Genomic DNA, 17,168 nt, shown 5'->3' with positions numbered 1-17,168 from the left:
AAAGCCTCAAAGCACCCGGGTCCTTAGTAGTTGACGGGACTCTGATACCCACGTGGAATTGGCGTTCACTTGGTAAAACAAATTTCTCTGGAAAGCACAAACGAGCCGGATTCAACCACCAAGTCATCTGCACCCTCGATGGCAGACTCCTAGCCATCACTGACCCGTTGCCTGGGGCTAGGCATGATGCATATGCCTTCAAGGTTCACGGGCTAGATCAGCTGCTGGATTCCTCGACTCTGGCTGATAAGGGCTATGTGGGTCTGGGGTTGGCTACCCCGGCCAGGCGTAAGCCGGGCCAACGGCTGAGCCGGGAGCAGAAGCTGAATAATCGGGTGCTGAATCGGCTACGGTCGGTGGTGGAGCGGGTTATCGCTCACATCAAGACTTGGCGGATTCTTCATACGGGGTTTAGGCGGCCGTTGGGGTTGTATGGGCGGGTGTTTGCGGTGGTGCGGGGGTTGGTGTTTTTGGCTGGGGGTGGGACTTTTGAATAAGCCTCACTGCTTTCGCAACCTCAGCAGAACTGGGCTCAGATGCAGCTTCTGACGCACCCGCAACCACTCCCTTCTGCGCAGGCGTTGTTATCGGGCTGACCTTGACCGCTGGTTGCTAATAAATAGAGGGTTAGTCACAATATGCGCAGAAATATTTTGACAAAAACTTTAGACCATCTGCTGATGAGTACTTAGAAGTCCTTTTATTCTGCGTATTTCATAACCGAATTAATAAAAGAGCGGTGCTGGAATTTTAACCTCACATCAAAATTCCAGCACCGCAACTATCTATAAACAAAATCCACTCTACCAGTTAGAGGAATCCTATGACAACAACACGAACCACTACGGACACGCAGCAAGAAGATTTCTCTCTACCTAGCTTTGGGTACTCGAAAGTAGCGTTAGTGCTCACAGGGTCAGCAGTAACCCAGGTGATGCCTTATTGGATTGAATGGGCACGAAAGACTATGCCACAGGTAGAGTTCCGCATCATCATGCGCGAATCTGCATACCGTTTCGTGACGAGGCACGGTATCGAATCAAGTTCACGTTCTCGTATTCAAAATGATACCTGGACGGACGAAATCATTGCTGAACATATCGATTTAGCAGAGTGGGCAGACCTCATCCTAATTTACCCGGCAACCTTGGACTACGCATCCCGTCTAGCTCATGGAATCACCGACTCCCCCTCTCTTTTGGCCGCAGTCGCCACAGAGGCACAGGTCTGTATAGCTCCCTCCTTCCCCCCTCGGTCAATAAAACATCCTGCAATTCAAGAGGTGCTGAGGAAACTCCGTCAGCCTTCCAATTACCTAGTCATCGATCCAGTCCCGGGCCCTAGCGAGTCAAGTGATACGGCGTTGGCCTGGGTTCCCCCAAACTTTGTTTCCGTGCTCCGAACGATCGAGGAGCATCGAGCAGCTCGCCTAGACTCTGCCTATGAGAGGGCAGCATGACCCTCACCGAGACGGCCCCCCGTCAATCCGAACGAACTACGGTGTCAGCTACCGGTCTTTTAATAACAGAAAAGTGGTCTGCCGGTGGGCAGGAAGGACTGGTTCGCACTTTAGGCGATTCAGCGCCCCTGCCCTTCAGTTCCGCAGTTCTCGAACCCCAGCAGAAGCAAGCGTCAGTTCTGGTCTGGGGCCGGGGAAACATCCAGGAACGTTTCTACCCACTGACTAAGCACACCCCGCTCTATAACTATCTGATTGAAACAGAAGTGCAAGATAGCTTGGACTACCGAACGATAGGAAAGGCTTGGGGCTCCGCGCTACGGGAAATGCACCAGCTACCGGTCCTGGGGGAGGCGCTGCCCACTTCCTGTACGCCTCGGACTGCGGTGCGCTCGTACCACTGGTTGAATGATGAAGGCTGGGAGCATCTCACAAAAGTTCTAGCCACCGAACATTTTGAAAAGCTGAGGCAGTGGATTGAAGCCGTCACAAGGGGTGAAAACCTAGCAGTCTCCCACGGAAATGCCGGCTTTATTAACTGGCTTATTTCTGCTGACCAGGTCACCGGAGTCCTACTAACCGGTGAAGATGTTGGTTACGCCCAGCCAGAATATGACACTGGGTGGGTTCTAGGGGAGTTCGCTGAACTATACGCTTTCTACCCCAACCTACGACTTAAACTAACCGATCTTCAGCAAGGATTTCTTACTGGGTATGGGGACTTTACGGAAAATAATTTAAATTCGGCTATCGCCTTCCGTCTTATTCATCATGCTTATGACTGGCACCATTATGCGGGGGCAAATCTTCAAGCCGCCCAGCTTCTCATCGACTTGGCCACTAACTACCTTGATCGATAGGTACGAAAGGAAAGTAACTTCTTATGAGTTTTAGCCGTACATCCCTGGGTAGCCACGGGTGCGAAGAACTTATGATCGAAGGATTACGCGTTATCTCTATCCATGATCAAAAAGCAGCTAACTTTTCCATCAGTTTGGCAGTACCCGCTGGTATGCGGGATGAGGAACCTGGTCAAGAAGGGTTCTTCCACCTCATTGAACATATGGTTTATCAGGATTCTCATGGTTCAACCGCCGTGCAGAGGGCGACCGCTATTTCAGGTGAGGGAGGTATCCTCGGCGGTAATACGCATATGGACTACACTGAGTTCTACGAGACAGGCAGCCCGTTTTACCTGGAAACCTCGATACAACGACTCCTGGAACAGGTATTTTTTCCTGCATTCACGCTCCATCAGCTTGACGACCAGATTCAAGCGGTAGCCACCGAACGTTCTAACAGGTTAGCTAAAGCACCCGGCGGAGTCCTCCCATGGCCGCACCTTACCGGACAGTTCTGGTCTGATTATGCCAACGGGCATGATGGTAGCGGCGACCTGGATCTCCAAGACCGAGCCACCACTGCCGTCCTCATCGACATCCATCGGCGTTATTACCAGCTGCATGAATCTGCTCTAGTCATTCTTAGTCCCCTGCCTGCTGAACAAGTATTCAGTTATGTTGGAAGCGCTCTAGCTAAACTAGGGTTGACTCGCCCAGAAAACAGTGGTTTTTTGGTAAAAATAAGTCAGAGGAAAGGCGCTGGGCAGTCTATTCAACAGAGTGTCACCAACTATTTGGAGCAGCCTGTAGAGTGGGGTTCACGAAGGATTTCAGTGACCCGCACTGTCGATACAGACACAATCAGCTCCCTCTTACTAGGTACCTTGCTGGTGGCAGAAACCCTGTCGGGTGTGCGAGCCTTGGATGCCAGCGCAGGTATCTTTGGGGTTGCTGATACCCCTTACGATGACCTGTTTGTTCTGGTTGATGATACCAACGCCCCGCTTGACCCTGCCGATCGGTTTAGTTCAGTCAAAACAGCCCCGGATAGCGCTATGAAACTTGCTGTCCAGCGGGCAATACTTCGACTGGAAAGCAACACTTCTAACGATCAGAAGATCTCGCGCGTGATGGCTCGTGATGCTGTTATTCGACGCGATCCCCACTACATCCCTGCCCTGACAGACCGCCTCCGTGGCATAGAAGAACAGTTGGACGCTGTACGAGAGCTAGCCAACGAGGCTGCCGTTACCCTTGAAAACCAGGTCCTCGCGTCCTTAGTAATTGGCACTAACCTCTAAGAGGAATACCACTATGTTTACCCCAAAGAATTACACTCTCGTTGCTACTAGTGATCACAGGTCAGAGAATACTTTTATCACTATCGGCTGGCCTGCTGCCGCTAGCAAAAACTATGCAGAAGCCGTGGCAGCAGCGACAGAGCAGACCAACCAAAGTGTTGGTAACCAGCTGCTACTGACTAAACAGGACAATGATCAGCAGGCGGGGTCAGCGTCCTTTGTGCTCAGCCCAGCAAATGCACAGGCTTGGGTGCAGTACTTTACGCAAGCTCTCGATGAAAAGGCTGAGCCTGCCAGTGCTCAAGCTACAGTGGCTATTGTTGCTCCTGAAACTGTGGCCCAGAGCTTTCCCGAGCCTGCTCCACCCTCTGCATTTCAGGTAGCGGAAGTGACCGCTAACCTCCAGCGCTACCAGCAGGGCTCAACAGAGCACATCATTATCACAGGCCCGGAGCCAGCAACCAAGGCGGGGAGCCTCGAAACCTTTGTGGCCATGTGTTTGCTTATGAACCCAGCGAATCCTCTCGTAGCATCATGGCTACCTGCCGGGATTAACCTTCAGCCGATGCGCGCATTGATTGAAGGCAAACCACACATCATCTGGAGCTTCAGCGGAGATAACGATGAAAGCAAAGAGACATTAGAAATTCTAGGGAGCGTGGCGCAAGCTGTCGTCAATATTCCTGAAACTTATAGCGAGACGGAATTTGAGCAGGTCAAAAAATTTGCGTTCAGCAATCTTAGCCGCTCGCATCTGGCACCCGACGATTTAGCGAGATTCTTAGCGCAGTACAGCGTGATGGGTTGGGGTGTTGACGCTTTGCTAGATATGCACCGCATCGACAGCCTTAGCTTGGAAGATCTTGCCCCAGCCTTTGCCGGGCTCGTCTACCCTATCGGGGCTGTGCTAGGAATCGATCTCGGCTAAAAATAGCAAAGCTATGGGTTACCAGGTTTTTAGGTTGATTAGGTTGTATTCAATAGCTTTAACTAGAATCTGAACCCTATCGCGCACCTGCATTTTTTCCATAATTTTCACAAAACGCGCTTTAATTGTGGATTCAGTAACGAAAAGTTCTGCGGCCATCTCTTTATTATTTAGACCGCGTGCAAGAAGCTCAATGACCTCTATTTCTTTCGCGGTAAGAACTGACATGAGTTCTTCGTCGGGAGAAATTTCGGCAGGAACTGACTGCTCAAGCCCTTGCACCACATAGCGGGTAACCTCGGGAGACAGTACTGATCCCCCATCATGAACGGTGTGGATTGAGCTGGTGACCTCTTCGGGGCGGGAGTCCTTTACCAAGTACCCCGAGGCACCTGCCCGCAAGAGTTCAACAACATAGCGATCAGTCGCAAAGGTGCTCAGCCCTAATATTCGTATGTCGGGGAAAGAATGATGAATATACTGGGTTGCCTCGACACCGTCCATCAGAGGCATCTGCATATCCATCAAAATTACATCTGGCTGTAGGGCCCTTGCCTGTGAAATTGCCAGCTTGCCATTTGAAGCTTCCCCCACCACTTCCAGGCTTTCATCGGAGGAAAGATAATCCTTCAAAATATTACGAATAAGGGATTCATCATCTACGAGGAGGACTTTAACCATGAATGGTTCCTTCACTGTCTGTACAAGCTAGAGCGGCAGCTTAAAAAGCTTTGGTCACTGTTTTAGGCAGGGGAAGGCTAACCTGAATCTTCCACACACCGTGGTCATTTTGATAAGACGATGTTCCACCCAAATCATGAAACCTAGCCTTCATTGATTCTAACCCGGTCAAAGATGAAGAAACGGGTTCGTTATGAGAGATGACGTTCTCTGAGGATAGCGTGACGTTACGCTGACCCACTGTGAGGTCGATTTTTACAGATCCCTCAGGGGAACCATGCTTGAGAACATTGGTCCCTATCTCACGAGCTGTACGTCTTAGCGCCTGTCGAGATACCAAAGGAATAAGGCTTACATTTCCATCAACGGTCAGCGTAACAGTAAAGCCTGCATTTTCTAGGGCATCAGATATTTTATGTAAATCGTGAGTCAGGGCTAGAGCCGATGTGGTTTCCCCTGAAAGAGAGGCGTCGCCCAGCAGCAAATTCTCTTCCGCCTGGGGAGCGCTGGGTAGCTCGCCGTTCAGTGAGTCATTTTTCTCGGCTTTAAGGACAGTCACCAGCTTGCGAAGATCCTCGAGCGCTTGACTCGCGGAGTCCCCGATTCCGGTCAGAATAGCGGCTATTTTTTCTGGATCCTTTGCAAACTGTGCACGCCGAGCCTGCATAGCAATGATGGTGACTTCATGGGCAACAATATCGTGTAACTCGTAGGCAAGGCGCGTGCGTTCCTCATTCCGTGCCTGGAGCTGGGCTTCCTGAATAGAGATAATCTTTTGCTGGTCTTTTTCCCGCTGAAGCCGGAACCTTCTGAGGACTAACCCTGTGATGTATGAAAAAAGTGCCACGGATGATGTAAAGAGCTGAGTGATTGAAGCGCCGAAGTCCCAACCCGGATACACAACAAAAACACACAGGACAATACCGAATGCCACGACCTGACGTTTTGTAGCCAGGTAAGCGCAATACACAGGTACCAGAATTGACGCCGATGAGAACCCAGCCCAAACGAAACTGGAATCGTTATAAAGCACCGTGATGTTGGCAAGAGAAAAATACCAGCCATAAATGCCGGGCATGAGCCCGAATCCCATCATAAAAACGGGCAGATAGGCAATGGCAACAGCCCATACACGATTCTGCGTATCTGTATTTTCATAGATTCCCGAATATAAATCGACCGCAATAAAAATAAATACCAGGCAGATAAGCAGCGCCCTCAGGTAGGGGCCAAGGGGAAACCACTTCTTACGGGAAGCACTAGTGAGGCTCGTCGTCATGGGTTTATGCTATCAACCCTCGTGCAGTGCTACCTCGGAACGTATGAGGGTTAGTCACATATTCCTGACTTGCAAAGCCAATGAAAGAAAGTAGGAGACATGCTAGATGCTGAGGCAGGGGAAGCTTTAACATCAGTATCCTGCGGCAAAGTAGCAGCATGCGCAGGTGAAAAGCCGAGGGTGAGAGCTGAGACGATAGAGGTAACTGCCAGTACCTTACGGATATTCTTCATGGTTTGGAGTCCTTAGTGGTGTGAGTCAAACTGTTGTTCCGTTATCTATTGTGAAATAACGAGTCCCGCTAGCACCTATACAAAAGTTCAGAGGTGGAGTACTTGTTTTTATACTTAAGTTCAATATCTGTAGATTCCGCCTTCTGCACCTAACAAGCAATCTCTGCTCGCATACCTCTACGACCAGAAGATGAGCGGTCGCTGTGCCTAGAAACTCTCTTATCTCGCGCTCTCAAAGATGGTAGATTAAGTCGTCTAAATCTTTACCACACAATCACGAGGTGCCCCCGCTTGCCCACTAATGATGCTTACCTCAAAGCAGCCGTCGATGCTGAACTGAACCCCGGCTACCCCGCAGCAGAGTTCCGTTATCTCAGCGAAACCGACATGATGGCAGCCGGCGTTGAAGATGTCACCGCCTGCATCGACGCCATGGAAGAAACCCTGGCACTGCACGCCCGCGGCGACTACCGCATGGCAGGTCACCTGGGCGAATCCCATGGCTCCAAGGTGCAGTTCCCTATCAACCCCACGCACGAGGGTATGCCCGCGGACGGCCCCGACCGCCGTTTTGTCACCATGCCCGCCTACTTGGGCGGCTCCTTCCGCATGACCGGTGTGAAGTCTTACGGCTCTAATGTGAGTAACCGCGAGCAGGGTCTACCCCGCTCCATTCTCATGCTGGCCCTGCACCACACCGTGACTGGTGCCCCTCTTGCCTACATGAGCGCCAACCTGCTCTCTGCCTACCGCACCGGTTGCACCTCCGGCGTCGGCGCCCGCCACTACGCCCCCAAAAACGCCAAGGTGCTCGGCCTGTTAGGTCCTGGCGTTATTGCCAAGGCAACCGTAGCTGCCCTGATCGATGCCCGACCCACCGTGGAGTACATTAAGGTGCTGGGGCGCAGCACCAAGGGTATTGAGAGCTTCATTGAATGGGCGCAGGACAAGTACCCCACCAAAACTGTGGAACTGGTTGAAGAACTAGAGCAAGTTGTGCGCGATTCTGACATCGTCACCTTTTGCACCTCCATTCACGTGGGCGACCCCGAAACCTACCCCACCGTGCGCCGCGAATGGGTCAAGCCCGGCGCTTTCTTCGCCATGCCCGCTGCCTGCAACTTGGATGAAGGGATGTTTGAAGACGACGTGCGTCTACTGGTCGATAACGCCGGCATGTACGACGCTTGGGCTGAAGAAACCGAACCCGGAGCCTCCCATAACTATGTCTCAATCATTGGTTGTAAGTTCAACGACCGCGTGCACAACGGCCTGATCCCTGCCGAGCGTCTGCGCGATTTGGGTGAGGCACTCAATCACCCCGAGCCGCAGGATGATGAAGAGAAAATCACCGTCTACTCCGTGGGTGGCATGCCTATTGAGGATGTCGCCTGGGGTACTGTGGTCTACCGCAACGCCGTGCGCAAGGGCGTTGGCACCGTGCTGAACCTCTGGGACGCACCCGCTATGGCATAGCCTGCCCCCGCTTTTAAGGTGAAAGGACGCCGCACAGTTAGTGTGCGGCGTCCTTAGATTTATATCAGCAGAAGCGTCGGCTCGCTACCAGATGCGCACGCGATCCTCGGGTGCCAGGTAAAGCTTGGCGTCCGGCTGAACATCAAAGGCGGTGTAGAACTCATCGATGTTGCGCACGACGCCGTTGACGCGGAACTTCTCGGGGGAGTGGGGGTCCACTGCCAAGAACATCTCGGCAGTCTGGGGTCGAGTCTTCATGCGCCATGCTTGCGCCCAGGAGTAGAAAACCCGCTGGGTAGCGCTCATGCCGTCCATCTCGGGGGCGGTTTCAAGGGTCAGCCCCTGGCGTTCCAGAGCAATCTTATATGCCTTAAGGGCTATAGAAAGACCGCCTAGGTCACCAATGTTTTCACCCAGGGTCAGCTCACCGTTGACCTTAAACTTCTCAGCATCTAGGCCATCCGGGGTGTAAGCGTTGTACTGGTCCACCAGGGTAGCAGTGCGCTGGGTGAACTCCTCGCGGTCAGCATCGGTCCACCAATTATTCAGTGCACCGGTGCCATCATACTTAGAGCCCTGGTCATCAAAACCGTGGCCTATCTCGTGGCCAATCACGCCGCCAATAGCACCGTAATTGACCGCATCGTCAGCCTCGGGGTCAAAGTAGGGCGGCTGCAGAATCGCTGCCGGGAAGACAATCTCATTAGCCGGGGGCATGTAGTAGGCATTGACGGTCTGCGGAGTCATCAGCCACTCAGTCTTATCCACCGGCTGACCAATGCGACCCAATTGGAACTCGTGCTCAAAGAAAGCAGAGCGGCGCAGGTTCTCAAAGAGATCATCGGTCAGGCTCAGCTCTGAGTAATCACGCCACTTATCGGGGTAACCGATCTTGGTGACGAACTTGCCCAGCTTCTCTAGAGCGCGCTCACGGGTCTCATTGGTCATCCAGTCCAGGTCAGTAATCGACCGACGGTAGGCCTCTAGCAAGTCGTCCACCAGGGCCAGCATTTTCTCTTTATGAGCCGGCGGGAAGTGAACGGCAACGTACTCCTTGCCAACTTCCTCACCCAGGGCGTTCTCAACCAGGCCAACGCCGCGCTTCCAGCGGTCACGCAGTTCTTCAGAACCAGAGAGCGTGCGACCGTAGAAATCGAAGTTCTCTTCAACAATCGCTTCGGTCAGGTAAGGAGCGCGGCTGTGCGCCATGTGCCAGATGTACCAGAGCTTCCAGATGAAGAGCGGCTCGCTAGTCCACATCTGTGCCACTGCCTTAAAGTAGGAGGGCTGGCTGACGATTACAGTGCCCCACTGCTCGGTGGAGGAACCCATGGCATCAATCCAGACGCTAAACGGGAAGCCGGGGAACGTGGTGTCCAGGTCAGCGGCAGCTACGGGATTGTAACGCAGGTCAGCGTTACGGTTCTTGACGTTATCCCAGTGGTGGGAGGCCAGCAGGGTCTCGTGCGCCATGACCGCCTGAGCAGCGTCCTGGGGGCTGAGACCAAAGGGTTCGGCCAGACCGGTCAGCTCAAACATGCGGCCCATGTGAGCGGTGTAGGCGTCGCGCAGTTCAGCGTACTTTTCATCGCGGTAGTAAGACTCATCGGGTAGGCCCAGCCCGGTCTGCGCCAGGTAGACCACGTACTTCTCGGGGTCCTTGGCATCGATGCTGGTGTACCAGCCGAAGGCGGAGCCGTGGCCCGCCTTGGCGTCCAACTCACCCATGACCCTGACGAAAGCCTCGGGGGTGGAAACCTCAAGCACCGGCTGCACCTCGGCCAGCAGGGGCTCTACCCCGCCCGCCTCAATCTTCTCAGTGTCCATAAAGGAGCTATAAAGGGCGCCAATTCGTGAAGAGGGCTGATCAGCAGCGAACTTCTCTACGATGGTGCGTACATTTTTCTCTGCCTCATCGCGCAGTGTGTACATGCCGCCGTCACGTGAACGATCAGCGGGGATCTCGTGGGAGTCGTACCAGGTGCCGTTAACATGGCGGAAGAAGTCATCGCCGGGGGTAATCTCTGGGTTTAAGAAGCTGGTGTCAATACCGGAATGTGTCATAACCCCAGTTTAGGGCGGCAGAGCGTAGCCAGGCGGCTTGTTACTCACCGTTTGGCTGTCAGCGTGAGTGGCACACCCTGCTTTTACAGTCAGTGCCACCCCTAAAAACAATTCCCCCCAAAGGGGTCAAAAAGAGAGAGGATTTAACCTATTGTGGTCGAAAATTTTCCAGGTGAGAAGCGAGCACTGTGAGCAAGACCCACTTATGTGTTCGCTCTAAAGGCTGTAACCTTTAGCCTTATGTCTTCTACGCATACACCATCACCCACTCCTGAGACAGGCGCTCAAAAAGCGGTTAATTCCGCCCCGCCTACCTCATCGATGCCCGTAGCGCACAAGCTGGAAAAAGCTGAGTTCCTGCTACTTGCCATTATGGTCATCGCTGGTTTCGTTCTCATTTTGAACGAAACCCTTCTCGGCGTTGCGCTACCTGAAATCATGCGAGACCTCAACATAACCGCTTCCACCGCCCAGTGGACTTCCACCGGTTTCATGCTGACTATGGCAGTAGTGACCCCAGCGTCGGGCTTCATTATTTCCCGCTTCTCTATTCGTACTGTCTTTATGGGTGCCATGCTGCTCTTTTCGCTGGGTACCCTGGTGGCAGCAACCGCGCCCGGTATCGGCATGCTGTTGACCGGCCGCGTATTGCAGGCATCGGGTACCGGCGTAATGATGCCGCTACTCATGACCACCATGATGCGCATGGTAGCCCCCAGCAAGATTGGTCAGGCCATGGGCATTATCGGCATGGTAATCTCTGCTGCCCCCGCTATGGGCCCCACCGTTTCTGGTCTGATTCTGGGTATGGGAACCTGGCGCTGGCTTTTCTGGCTAGTGCTTCCCATCGGTATTGCCGCCCTGCTGGTGGGTATGAAGCTAGCCCCCGCGGATGCTCCCACCGGTAGTAACCAGAAGCTGGATGCGCTCTCCATGCTGCTTTCTACCCTGGGCTTCGGCGGCCTTGTGCTAGGTCTTTCTTCTATGGGCGGTAGCTCAGCCCACGGTGGTGCCCACCTGCCCGTTAACCCCTGGGTTGTTGTGATCGCAGCAGCTATCATTCTGGCAATTTTTGTCTGGCGTCAGCTCAAATTGCAAGATCGCGGCCCCTTCATGGACATGCGTATTTTCCGTTCCCGCCCCTTCACCCTGACTGTACTTATGACTTCCATCGGCATGGGCGTCATGCTGGGCACCTCCATCCTGATCCCGCTTTACACCGCCAACGTGCTGGGCGTTAGCGCCCTGCAGACCGGCCTCATGCTTTTGCCCGGCGGCGTACTCATGGCGGTGCTCAGCCCCTTGGTAGGACGCATGTCTGACCGCTTCGGTGCACGAGCTTTAGTTCTGCCCGGCGCCGTTCTCTTGGCTGGTTCTATCTGGCTGATGAGCACCTTCTCTCAGACCACCCCGCAGTGGTACATCATTGCCACTTATATGCTCATGACCTTCTCCCTGCCTTTCATTAACACCCCCATGATGGGCCTGGGGCTGGGTTCCTTATCCGGTGAGCTGACCGCCTTTGGTTCCTCCGCTATGACCACCTTCCAGCAGGTCTCTGGCGCCGCATCAACAGCGGTCTTTGTGGCGCTCATGGGTGTAGGAGCAGCAGCGCACGGTGGAACCGGAACTGACGCCTACATGGCCGGTGTGCACCTGGCCTTCCTGGTAGCAGCCTTTATGTCGCTGACTTCTATCGTGGTAGCCCTGCTTCTGCCCGCCGGAAAGCAGGCCGCAGGAAGCGCCCCTATAGTCCACTAAGGCCGCATCTGCGCTTCACGGATGCAAGGACGCCGCCACCCACCCTCCCGCCAGGTGGCAGGTAGGGCGGGGGCGGCGTCCTTTTGCTTACCCCTAGACCGCTACGTTGAGGCTGGCTCGTACAGCCTCGGTAGCGGCAACCAGAGACTCGATAGAAGCCTTGGTTTCCTTGTAGGCACGGGTCTTTAGGCCGCAGTCGGGGTTAACCCAGAGCTGACGGGCGGGGATATGCTCCAGGGCAGTAGCCAGCAGCTTCTCGATTTCATCGACCTGGGGCACACGCGGGGAGTGGATATCCCACACGCCGGGGCCAATGCCGCGGTCGAAACTCTCAGGCACATCGGCCAGCAGCTCCAGGCGGGAGCGGGCTGCCTCAATCGAGGTGACATCGGCGTTCAGGGCATCGATTGCCCCAAAAATCTCGTTGAACTCCGAGTAGCACAGGTGGGTGTGGATCTGGGTGGAGTCGGCAACCTGCGAGGTCGCCAGTCGGAAGGCACCCACCGACCAGTCAAGGTAGGCTGCCTGGTCTTCGGCACGCAGGGGGAGCAGCTCGCGCAGGGCGGGCTCATCCACCTGAATAATGCGGGTTCCTGCGGCCTCAAGGTCGGCAATCTCATCGGCCAGGGCCAGCGCAACCTGCGTAGCGGTCGCCGCCAGAGGCTGGTCATCGCGCACAAACGACCAGGCCAGAATCGTCACCGGGCCGGTGAGCATACCCTTGACCGGCTTATCGGTCTGCTGCTGCGCGAAGCTAATCCACGGCACCGTAAAGGCCTCACCGCGAGTACCCGCACCGCTACGCTTCACATCGCCCCACAGAATTGAGGGGCGGGTACATCGCGAGCCGTAGGACTGCACCCAGCCGTGCTCGGTCGGCGCGAACCCGTCGAAGTTCTCCGCAAAATACTGCACCATGTCGTTACGCTCAGCTTCACCGTGCACGAGCACATCCAGCCCCAGGCGCTCCTGGAAGTCAATCACACAGCGAATCTCCTCCCGCAGGTGGGTATCGAGCTCTTCCCTGGTCAGCGCACCCTTGCGGTAGTCCGCACGCAGGGAGCGAATATGACCGGTCTGCGGGAAAGACCCGATGGTGGTGGTCGGCAGCAGGGGTAGGTTCAGGTCCTCCTGGGCCTGCTGACGCACCCGAGCGGACGGACGCTCGTAGTTCTCGGGGGTAATGGAGAGGGTGCGCTCGCGGATGCAGGGGTCGTTGACTCCGCTGGACTGGGCGCGCGCTGCCAGCGCTGCCTTGGCCTGCTCAACCTCGGTGGCGATAGCCTCTGGTCCTTCAGCGAGTCCCCGAGCGAGCAGGGCAACTTCGCTGACTTTCTGGTGGGCAAAGGCCAGCCAGCTGGTGAGCTTCTGGTCGAGCCCGGTTTCCAGGTCAAGGTCGTAGGGCACGTGCTGCAGGGAGGTCGAGGTTGAAACGGACGCCGCTCCCACTGCCTGTAGGGTGTGGAGGGAGGCTGCCAGGTCGTTGCGCCAGATATTGCGGCCGTTCACTACACCTGCCACCAGCAGGGGAGCCGAATCGCCGCCGAAGAGGCGGGCGAGGGCGTCCTGATCGTAACCGGTAGATACCAGGTCAAGGTGCAGGGCCTCTACGCCCGAGGTAACCAGGGGTTCCAATAGACCGGTCAGGTTGCCGTAGGGGCTGGTGACCAGCAGGGAGGGGCGGTCAGAGAGCTGGGTGAACTCCCCGTAGGTCTTCTCAATGAGCTGCACCAGCTCGGCTTCACTCACAGCCTGGTCAGCACCCAGGGCGGGCTCGTTGAACTGAACCCAGCGCACACCGCGGCTGGCCAGGTGGGCGAGCAGTTCTCGGTAGAGGGGCAACAGGTCTGCTAGACGGTCGAGGGGCGCGAAGTCGGCGGGGGAGCCGTCCTCAGCTTTCGCCAGGAGCAGGTAGGTGAGGGGGCCGGTGATGCTGGGGCGGGCGGACGTCCCCGCCGCCTCAGCGGCTGCCAGCAGGTCGTCGAGAGCTTCAGTATTGAGGGTAAAGCCGGTGGCCGGGCCGATTTCTGGCACCAGGTAGTGGTAGTTGGTGTCGAACCACTTGGTCAGCTCCAGCGGGGGCAGGTGCTCGGTGCCGCGAGCCAGGGCGAAGTAGCCGTCCAGGTCGATTAGGCCGCTGTCGTCGCGTACCGACTCGAAACGGGCAGGCAGGGCGGTGAAGAGGCGGGTGGTATCGAGCACCTGGTCGTAGAAGGAGAAGTCCGCGGGAATAGCGTAGTCGTCGGTCAGGCCGCGTTCGGTAAGGGTGCGGTAGGCGTCCTGCTGAATCTTCTGGGCGGTCTGCTTCAGTTCGTTCTGGTTGGACTTACCCGCCCAGTAGGCTTCAACAGCGCGCTTGAGTTCGCGGCGAGCGCCGATACGGGGGTAGCCGGTGATGGTTGCGGTGGGGAAAACAGTGGTCATGGTGGTGTCTTTCTATAAGGTCTTTGGGCCGATATTTTTAGGCGTAGGTCAGTTCGGCCAGGGGGTTTTCAAAGCGGGTGCTGTAGCGGGGCAGGTTGACCTGCTCGAGAACGTCCAGCACCGCTGCGTGTTCATTGAAGGTGTAGAAGTGGATGCCGGGGGCACCGGCGTCGAGGGATTCTTGGAGTAGGCGGGCGCCGAACTCCACCCCGATACGGTGTCGTTGGGCGTCCCCGCTCGCGGTTTCAAGGTCGTAGGCCAGCTGCTGGGGTACGGTCAGGCCCGCTAGTGAGCAGAGCGTGGTGAGCCTGCGCAGGCTGGTGACCGGCATGATGCCCGGAATCAGGGGTAGGGTTACCCCCGCGGTTCGGGCCCGCTGCACCAGGGATTCGTAGCGGGTCGCCTCAAAGAAAACCTGGGTGATAGCGAAGTCAGCCCCCGCCCGCTCCTTGGAGAGCAGAATTTCAATATCCTGCAGTTCCGAGCTGGACTCCGGGTGCCGAGAGGGGTAAGCAGCTACCCCCACCGCCACGCGTCCTGCTGCTAGGTGGGCAAAATCCTGGGTCTCAACTTGGCGAATGAGGTCAACCAGGGACCGGGCAAAGGGGATATCGGGGGCCTGCGTGCTGCCCGGTGGCAGGTCGCCGCGCAGGGCTAAAAATCCGCGGACGCCGATCGCCAGAATACAGCGAACAGCAGCTTCCAGCTCCTCGGCGGTGTGCCCCACACAGGTGAGGTGAGCCAGGGGAGTGAGCTGGGTTTCGTGGACCAGATGGTCTAGCAGGGCCAGGGTTTTCTGCTTACGAGCCCGGTCGCCGGAGTAGGTCACCGACACATAGTCGGGGTTGGTGGGCGCCAGCTGGTCGATGGTCGTCAGCAGATTCTCGCAACTGGCAGAACTTCGCGGTGGGAAGAGTTCGTAGGAGAGCGCCGGTGTATAGGTACTCATGGTTTCCTTACAGGTCGTTGGGTGGACCCGAAAGAATGCGGTGGCCGCTCCCATTGGTGGCGGGAGGGTGCCACACAGTGCGGTGGGTGGACCGCTGGTGATGCACTCTATCGGTCCTAGCAGGAGCACCTTTCCCGTCAGGGGTGGTTGCTGCGACGTCATCGAGCTAGGTCTCTCGGTCGCTCTGGATAGGTTTGATGGTTCTACACTAAAAGCGCAGGCAGGGCGCTGGCAAGAAACCGCCGCTCTGTGCAGCTTTTTGACTTTGTGTCGGGTGTGTTGAGACACATGACAGTAATATTTCGGGCTTTATTGCGATGGTATGTAAAGGTCGCACCGGTTTCTTTGGGTGAGAGTGGAGCTTTTTTCTTACTTTTCTTGAAAGGTTTTATAATCATTGTTTCGATTAAAAAGTTCTGCACCGTGCTCGCCGCGACGTGTGCAATTTCTTTCAGCTCCGTAGCAGTGGCTACCGCTGGAACGCATACAGATACCAATTCTGGTGCGACTCCGAATATTATTGGTGGTTCAGTAGCCACGAGTCCTTGGGCTGTCCAGCTCCGGTTCAATGTGACCGGCAGCAATGGAATCAGCAGTTGTACCGGTGAACAACTTAACGCTCTGGGAGTTGCTGATACTGGGGGAGTTTGCCACCATAAACTAGGCCCTACTTCATACTCTCTAATCTGATGTTCTTAACTTTCTACGAGGTGGTACTCAGGGACTTTTTCCCTGAGTACCACCGGGTTTTGTAAGATTGAAGACTTATACCTAGGGTAGAGGTATGAGCATTGAATATCGTCAACTGGGAAACAGTGGGCTAACCGTTTCGAGCGTGGGCCTGGGCTGTAACAACCTGGGTAGAAGCAAAACCGCCACCGAAACTCAGACCGGCACCAACGATGTGCTGGCAGCCGCCGTGGAGCAGGGCATCACTCTCTTTGATGTTGCCGATATTTACGGGGCTCGGCCTGGGGTATCTGAAACCATGTTCGGCCAGGCGCTCAAAGACACCGGCATTGACCGGGACGAAATCGTGATTGTTTCTAAATTTGGCATGGATATGGATGGCGCCAACGGTACTGACCACGGGGTGAGAGGTTCCCGGCGTTACATCATGCGCGCTATCGAAGCGTCCTTGGGTCGCTTGGGCACTGACTATATTGACCTCTACTTCCACCACACCCCCGACCCCGTCACCCCCGTGGAAGAAACCCTGGGAGCACTTGCCACTCTGATTGAGCAGGGCAAAGTGCGCTATATTGGCAGCTCCAATCACTCCGGTTGGCAGATAGCCCAAGCGGAATATATCGGCAAGCAATTAGGCACTCGCTACATCGCCGCAGAGAACCATTACAATCTGCTGGACCGCCGCGCTGAACTAGAAGTACTGCCCGCTGCCCGCGAGTTTGGCCTGGGCGTCCTACCCTACTTCCCCCTGGCTAACGGTCTGCTGACCGGTAAATATAACCCCGGTAAAGACGCTGTTGAAGGGCGCCTGACCCGCATCAAGCCCGAATTGCTGGACTCGACAGACTGGGATCAGATGCGCGCTTTCTCGGAGTTTGCCGCCGAGCGCGGACTGACCGAGGTGCAGGTTGCTTTCTCTTGGCTGGCCCAGCAACGCCCGGTGTCATCGGTCATTGCTGGTGCTACCACCATTGACCAGGTGCGCACCAACGCTGCCGCCATAGCTACTCGCTTCAGCGAGGACGATTTGGCTCAGCTGGACGCCATCTTCCCCGCGCCGCCCAAAATCGCACCCTTCTAA

Annotated in this window: 14 protein-coding genes and 1 riboswitch; of the genes, 8 read left to right on the top strand and 6 right to left on the bottom strand. The window is 55.7% G+C overall.

Annotated features, from left to right (window positions below):
* From ABD982_RS08780 to ABD982_RS08760, 5 genes are all read left to right on the top strand, one after another.
* A partial coding sequence (locus tag ABD982_RS08780) for a transposase family protein (protein WP_345446523.1) occupies nt 1-497 on the top strand: 497 nt, incomplete at its 5' end.
* A gap of 326 nt (nt 498-823) precedes the next feature.
* Nucleotides 824-1,459, top strand: a complete 636-nt coding sequence (locus ABD982_RS08775) for a flavoprotein (RefSeq protein ID WP_345446521.1) — start codon at nt 824-826, stop codon at nt 1,457-1,459.
* Complete coding sequence (locus ABD982_RS08770) at nt 1,456-2,319, top strand: hypothetical protein (protein WP_345446519.1); 864 nt, start codon at nt 1,456-1,458, stop codon at nt 2,317-2,319. Before ABD982_RS08775 ends, ABD982_RS08770 begins: the two co-directional genes overlap by 4 nt.
* Nucleotides 2,320-2,342: 23 nt before the next feature.
* Nucleotides 2,343-3,602 carry a M16 family metallopeptidase gene (locus tag ABD982_RS08765; RefSeq protein WP_251380389.1) on the top strand — a complete coding sequence of 420 codons (1,260 nt, stop codon included), beginning with the start codon at nt 2,343-2,345 and terminating at the stop codon, nt 3,600-3,602.
* 124 nt (nt 3,603-3,726) lie between these two features.
* On the top strand, nt 3,727-4,530 hold the full coding sequence (locus tag ABD982_RS08760) for a hypothetical protein (RefSeq protein ID WP_345446517.1): 804 nt from the start codon (nt 3,727-3,729) through the stop codon (nt 4,528-4,530).
* An 18-nt stretch (nt 4,531-4,548) separates the two neighbouring features.
* Here ABD982_RS08760 and ABD982_RS08755 read toward each other — a convergent pair whose 3' ends face one another.
* Nucleotides 4,549-5,211, bottom strand: a complete 663-nt coding sequence (locus ABD982_RS08755; protein ID WP_345446515.1) for a response regulator — start codon at nt 5,209-5,211, stop codon at nt 4,549-4,551.
* A 40-nt stretch (nt 5,212-5,251) separates the two neighbouring features.
* Nucleotides 5,252-6,490, bottom strand: coding sequence for a sensor histidine kinase (locus ABD982_RS08750; protein WP_251380386.1), 1,239 nt, complete (start codon nt 6,488-6,490; stop codon nt 5,252-5,254).
* Between the two features lie 524 nt (nt 6,491-7,014).
* Between ABD982_RS08750 and ABD982_RS08745 the strand changes: the two genes are divergently transcribed.
* Nucleotides 7,015-8,199, top strand: a complete 1,185-nt coding sequence (locus ABD982_RS08745; RefSeq protein WP_345446512.1) for a tyramine oxidase subunit B — start codon at nt 7,015-7,017, stop codon at nt 8,197-8,199.
* An 84-nt stretch (nt 8,200-8,283) separates the two neighbouring features.
* On the opposite strand, the gene ABD982_RS08740 is transcribed toward ABD982_RS08745, so the two are convergent.
* Complete coding sequence (locus ABD982_RS08740; protein ID WP_345446511.1) at nt 8,284-10,263, bottom strand: M13 family metallopeptidase; 1,980 nt, start codon at nt 10,261-10,263, stop codon at nt 8,284-8,286.
* A gap of 240 nt (nt 10,264-10,503) precedes the next feature.
* Between ABD982_RS08740 and ABD982_RS08735 the strand changes: the two genes are divergently transcribed.
* Nucleotides 10,504-12,024: an MDR family MFS transporter gene (locus ABD982_RS08735; RefSeq protein ID WP_345446510.1), complete on the top strand. Its 1,521-nt coding sequence runs from the start codon at nt 10,504-10,506 to the stop codon at nt 12,022-12,024.
* A 93-nt stretch (nt 12,025-12,117) separates the two neighbouring features.
* Here the strand turns inward: ABD982_RS08735 and metE are convergent, their stop codons facing one another.
* The 3 genes from metE to ABD982_RS08720 form a co-directional block, all read right to left on the bottom strand.
* Nucleotides 12,118-14,448, bottom strand: coding sequence for a 5-methyltetrahydropteroyltriglutamate--homocysteine S-methyltransferase (metE, locus tag ABD982_RS08730; RefSeq protein WP_345446509.1), 2,331 nt, complete (start codon nt 14,446-14,448; stop codon nt 12,118-12,120).
* 37 nt (nt 14,449-14,485) lie between these two features.
* The gene (locus ABD982_RS08725; RefSeq protein ID WP_345446508.1) at nt 14,486-15,397 is read right to left on the bottom strand and encodes a methylenetetrahydrofolate reductase; all 912 of its coding nucleotides are present in this window, start codon (nt 15,395-15,397) and stop codon (nt 14,486-14,488) included.
* A gap of 104 nt (nt 15,398-15,501) precedes the next feature.
* Nucleotides 15,502-15,592: riboswitch (SAM riboswitch) on the bottom strand.
* 8 nt (nt 15,593-15,600) lie between these two features.
* Nucleotides 15,601-15,936 (bottom strand): hypothetical protein, encoded by a 336-nt coding sequence (locus tag ABD982_RS08720; protein ID WP_345446507.1) that lies wholly within the window; start codon nt 15,934-15,936, stop codon nt 15,601-15,603.
* Nucleotides 15,937-16,181: 245 nt separating this feature from the next.
* Between ABD982_RS08720 and ABD982_RS08715 the strand changes: the two genes are divergently transcribed.
* Nucleotides 16,182-17,168: an aldo/keto reductase gene (locus tag ABD982_RS08715; RefSeq protein ID WP_345446506.1), complete on the top strand. Its 987-nt coding sequence runs from the start codon at nt 16,182-16,184 to the stop codon at nt 17,166-17,168.

The sequence above is a fragment of the Rothia endophytica genome (genome assembly GCF_039543885.1).
GTDB classification, from domain to species: domain Bacteria; phylum Actinomycetota; class Actinomycetes; order Actinomycetales; family Micrococcaceae; genus Rothia; species Rothia endophytica.
The sequence above is the reverse complement of the archived record's forward strand: the minus strand, read 5'-3'. Positions and strand labels throughout refer to the sequence as shown.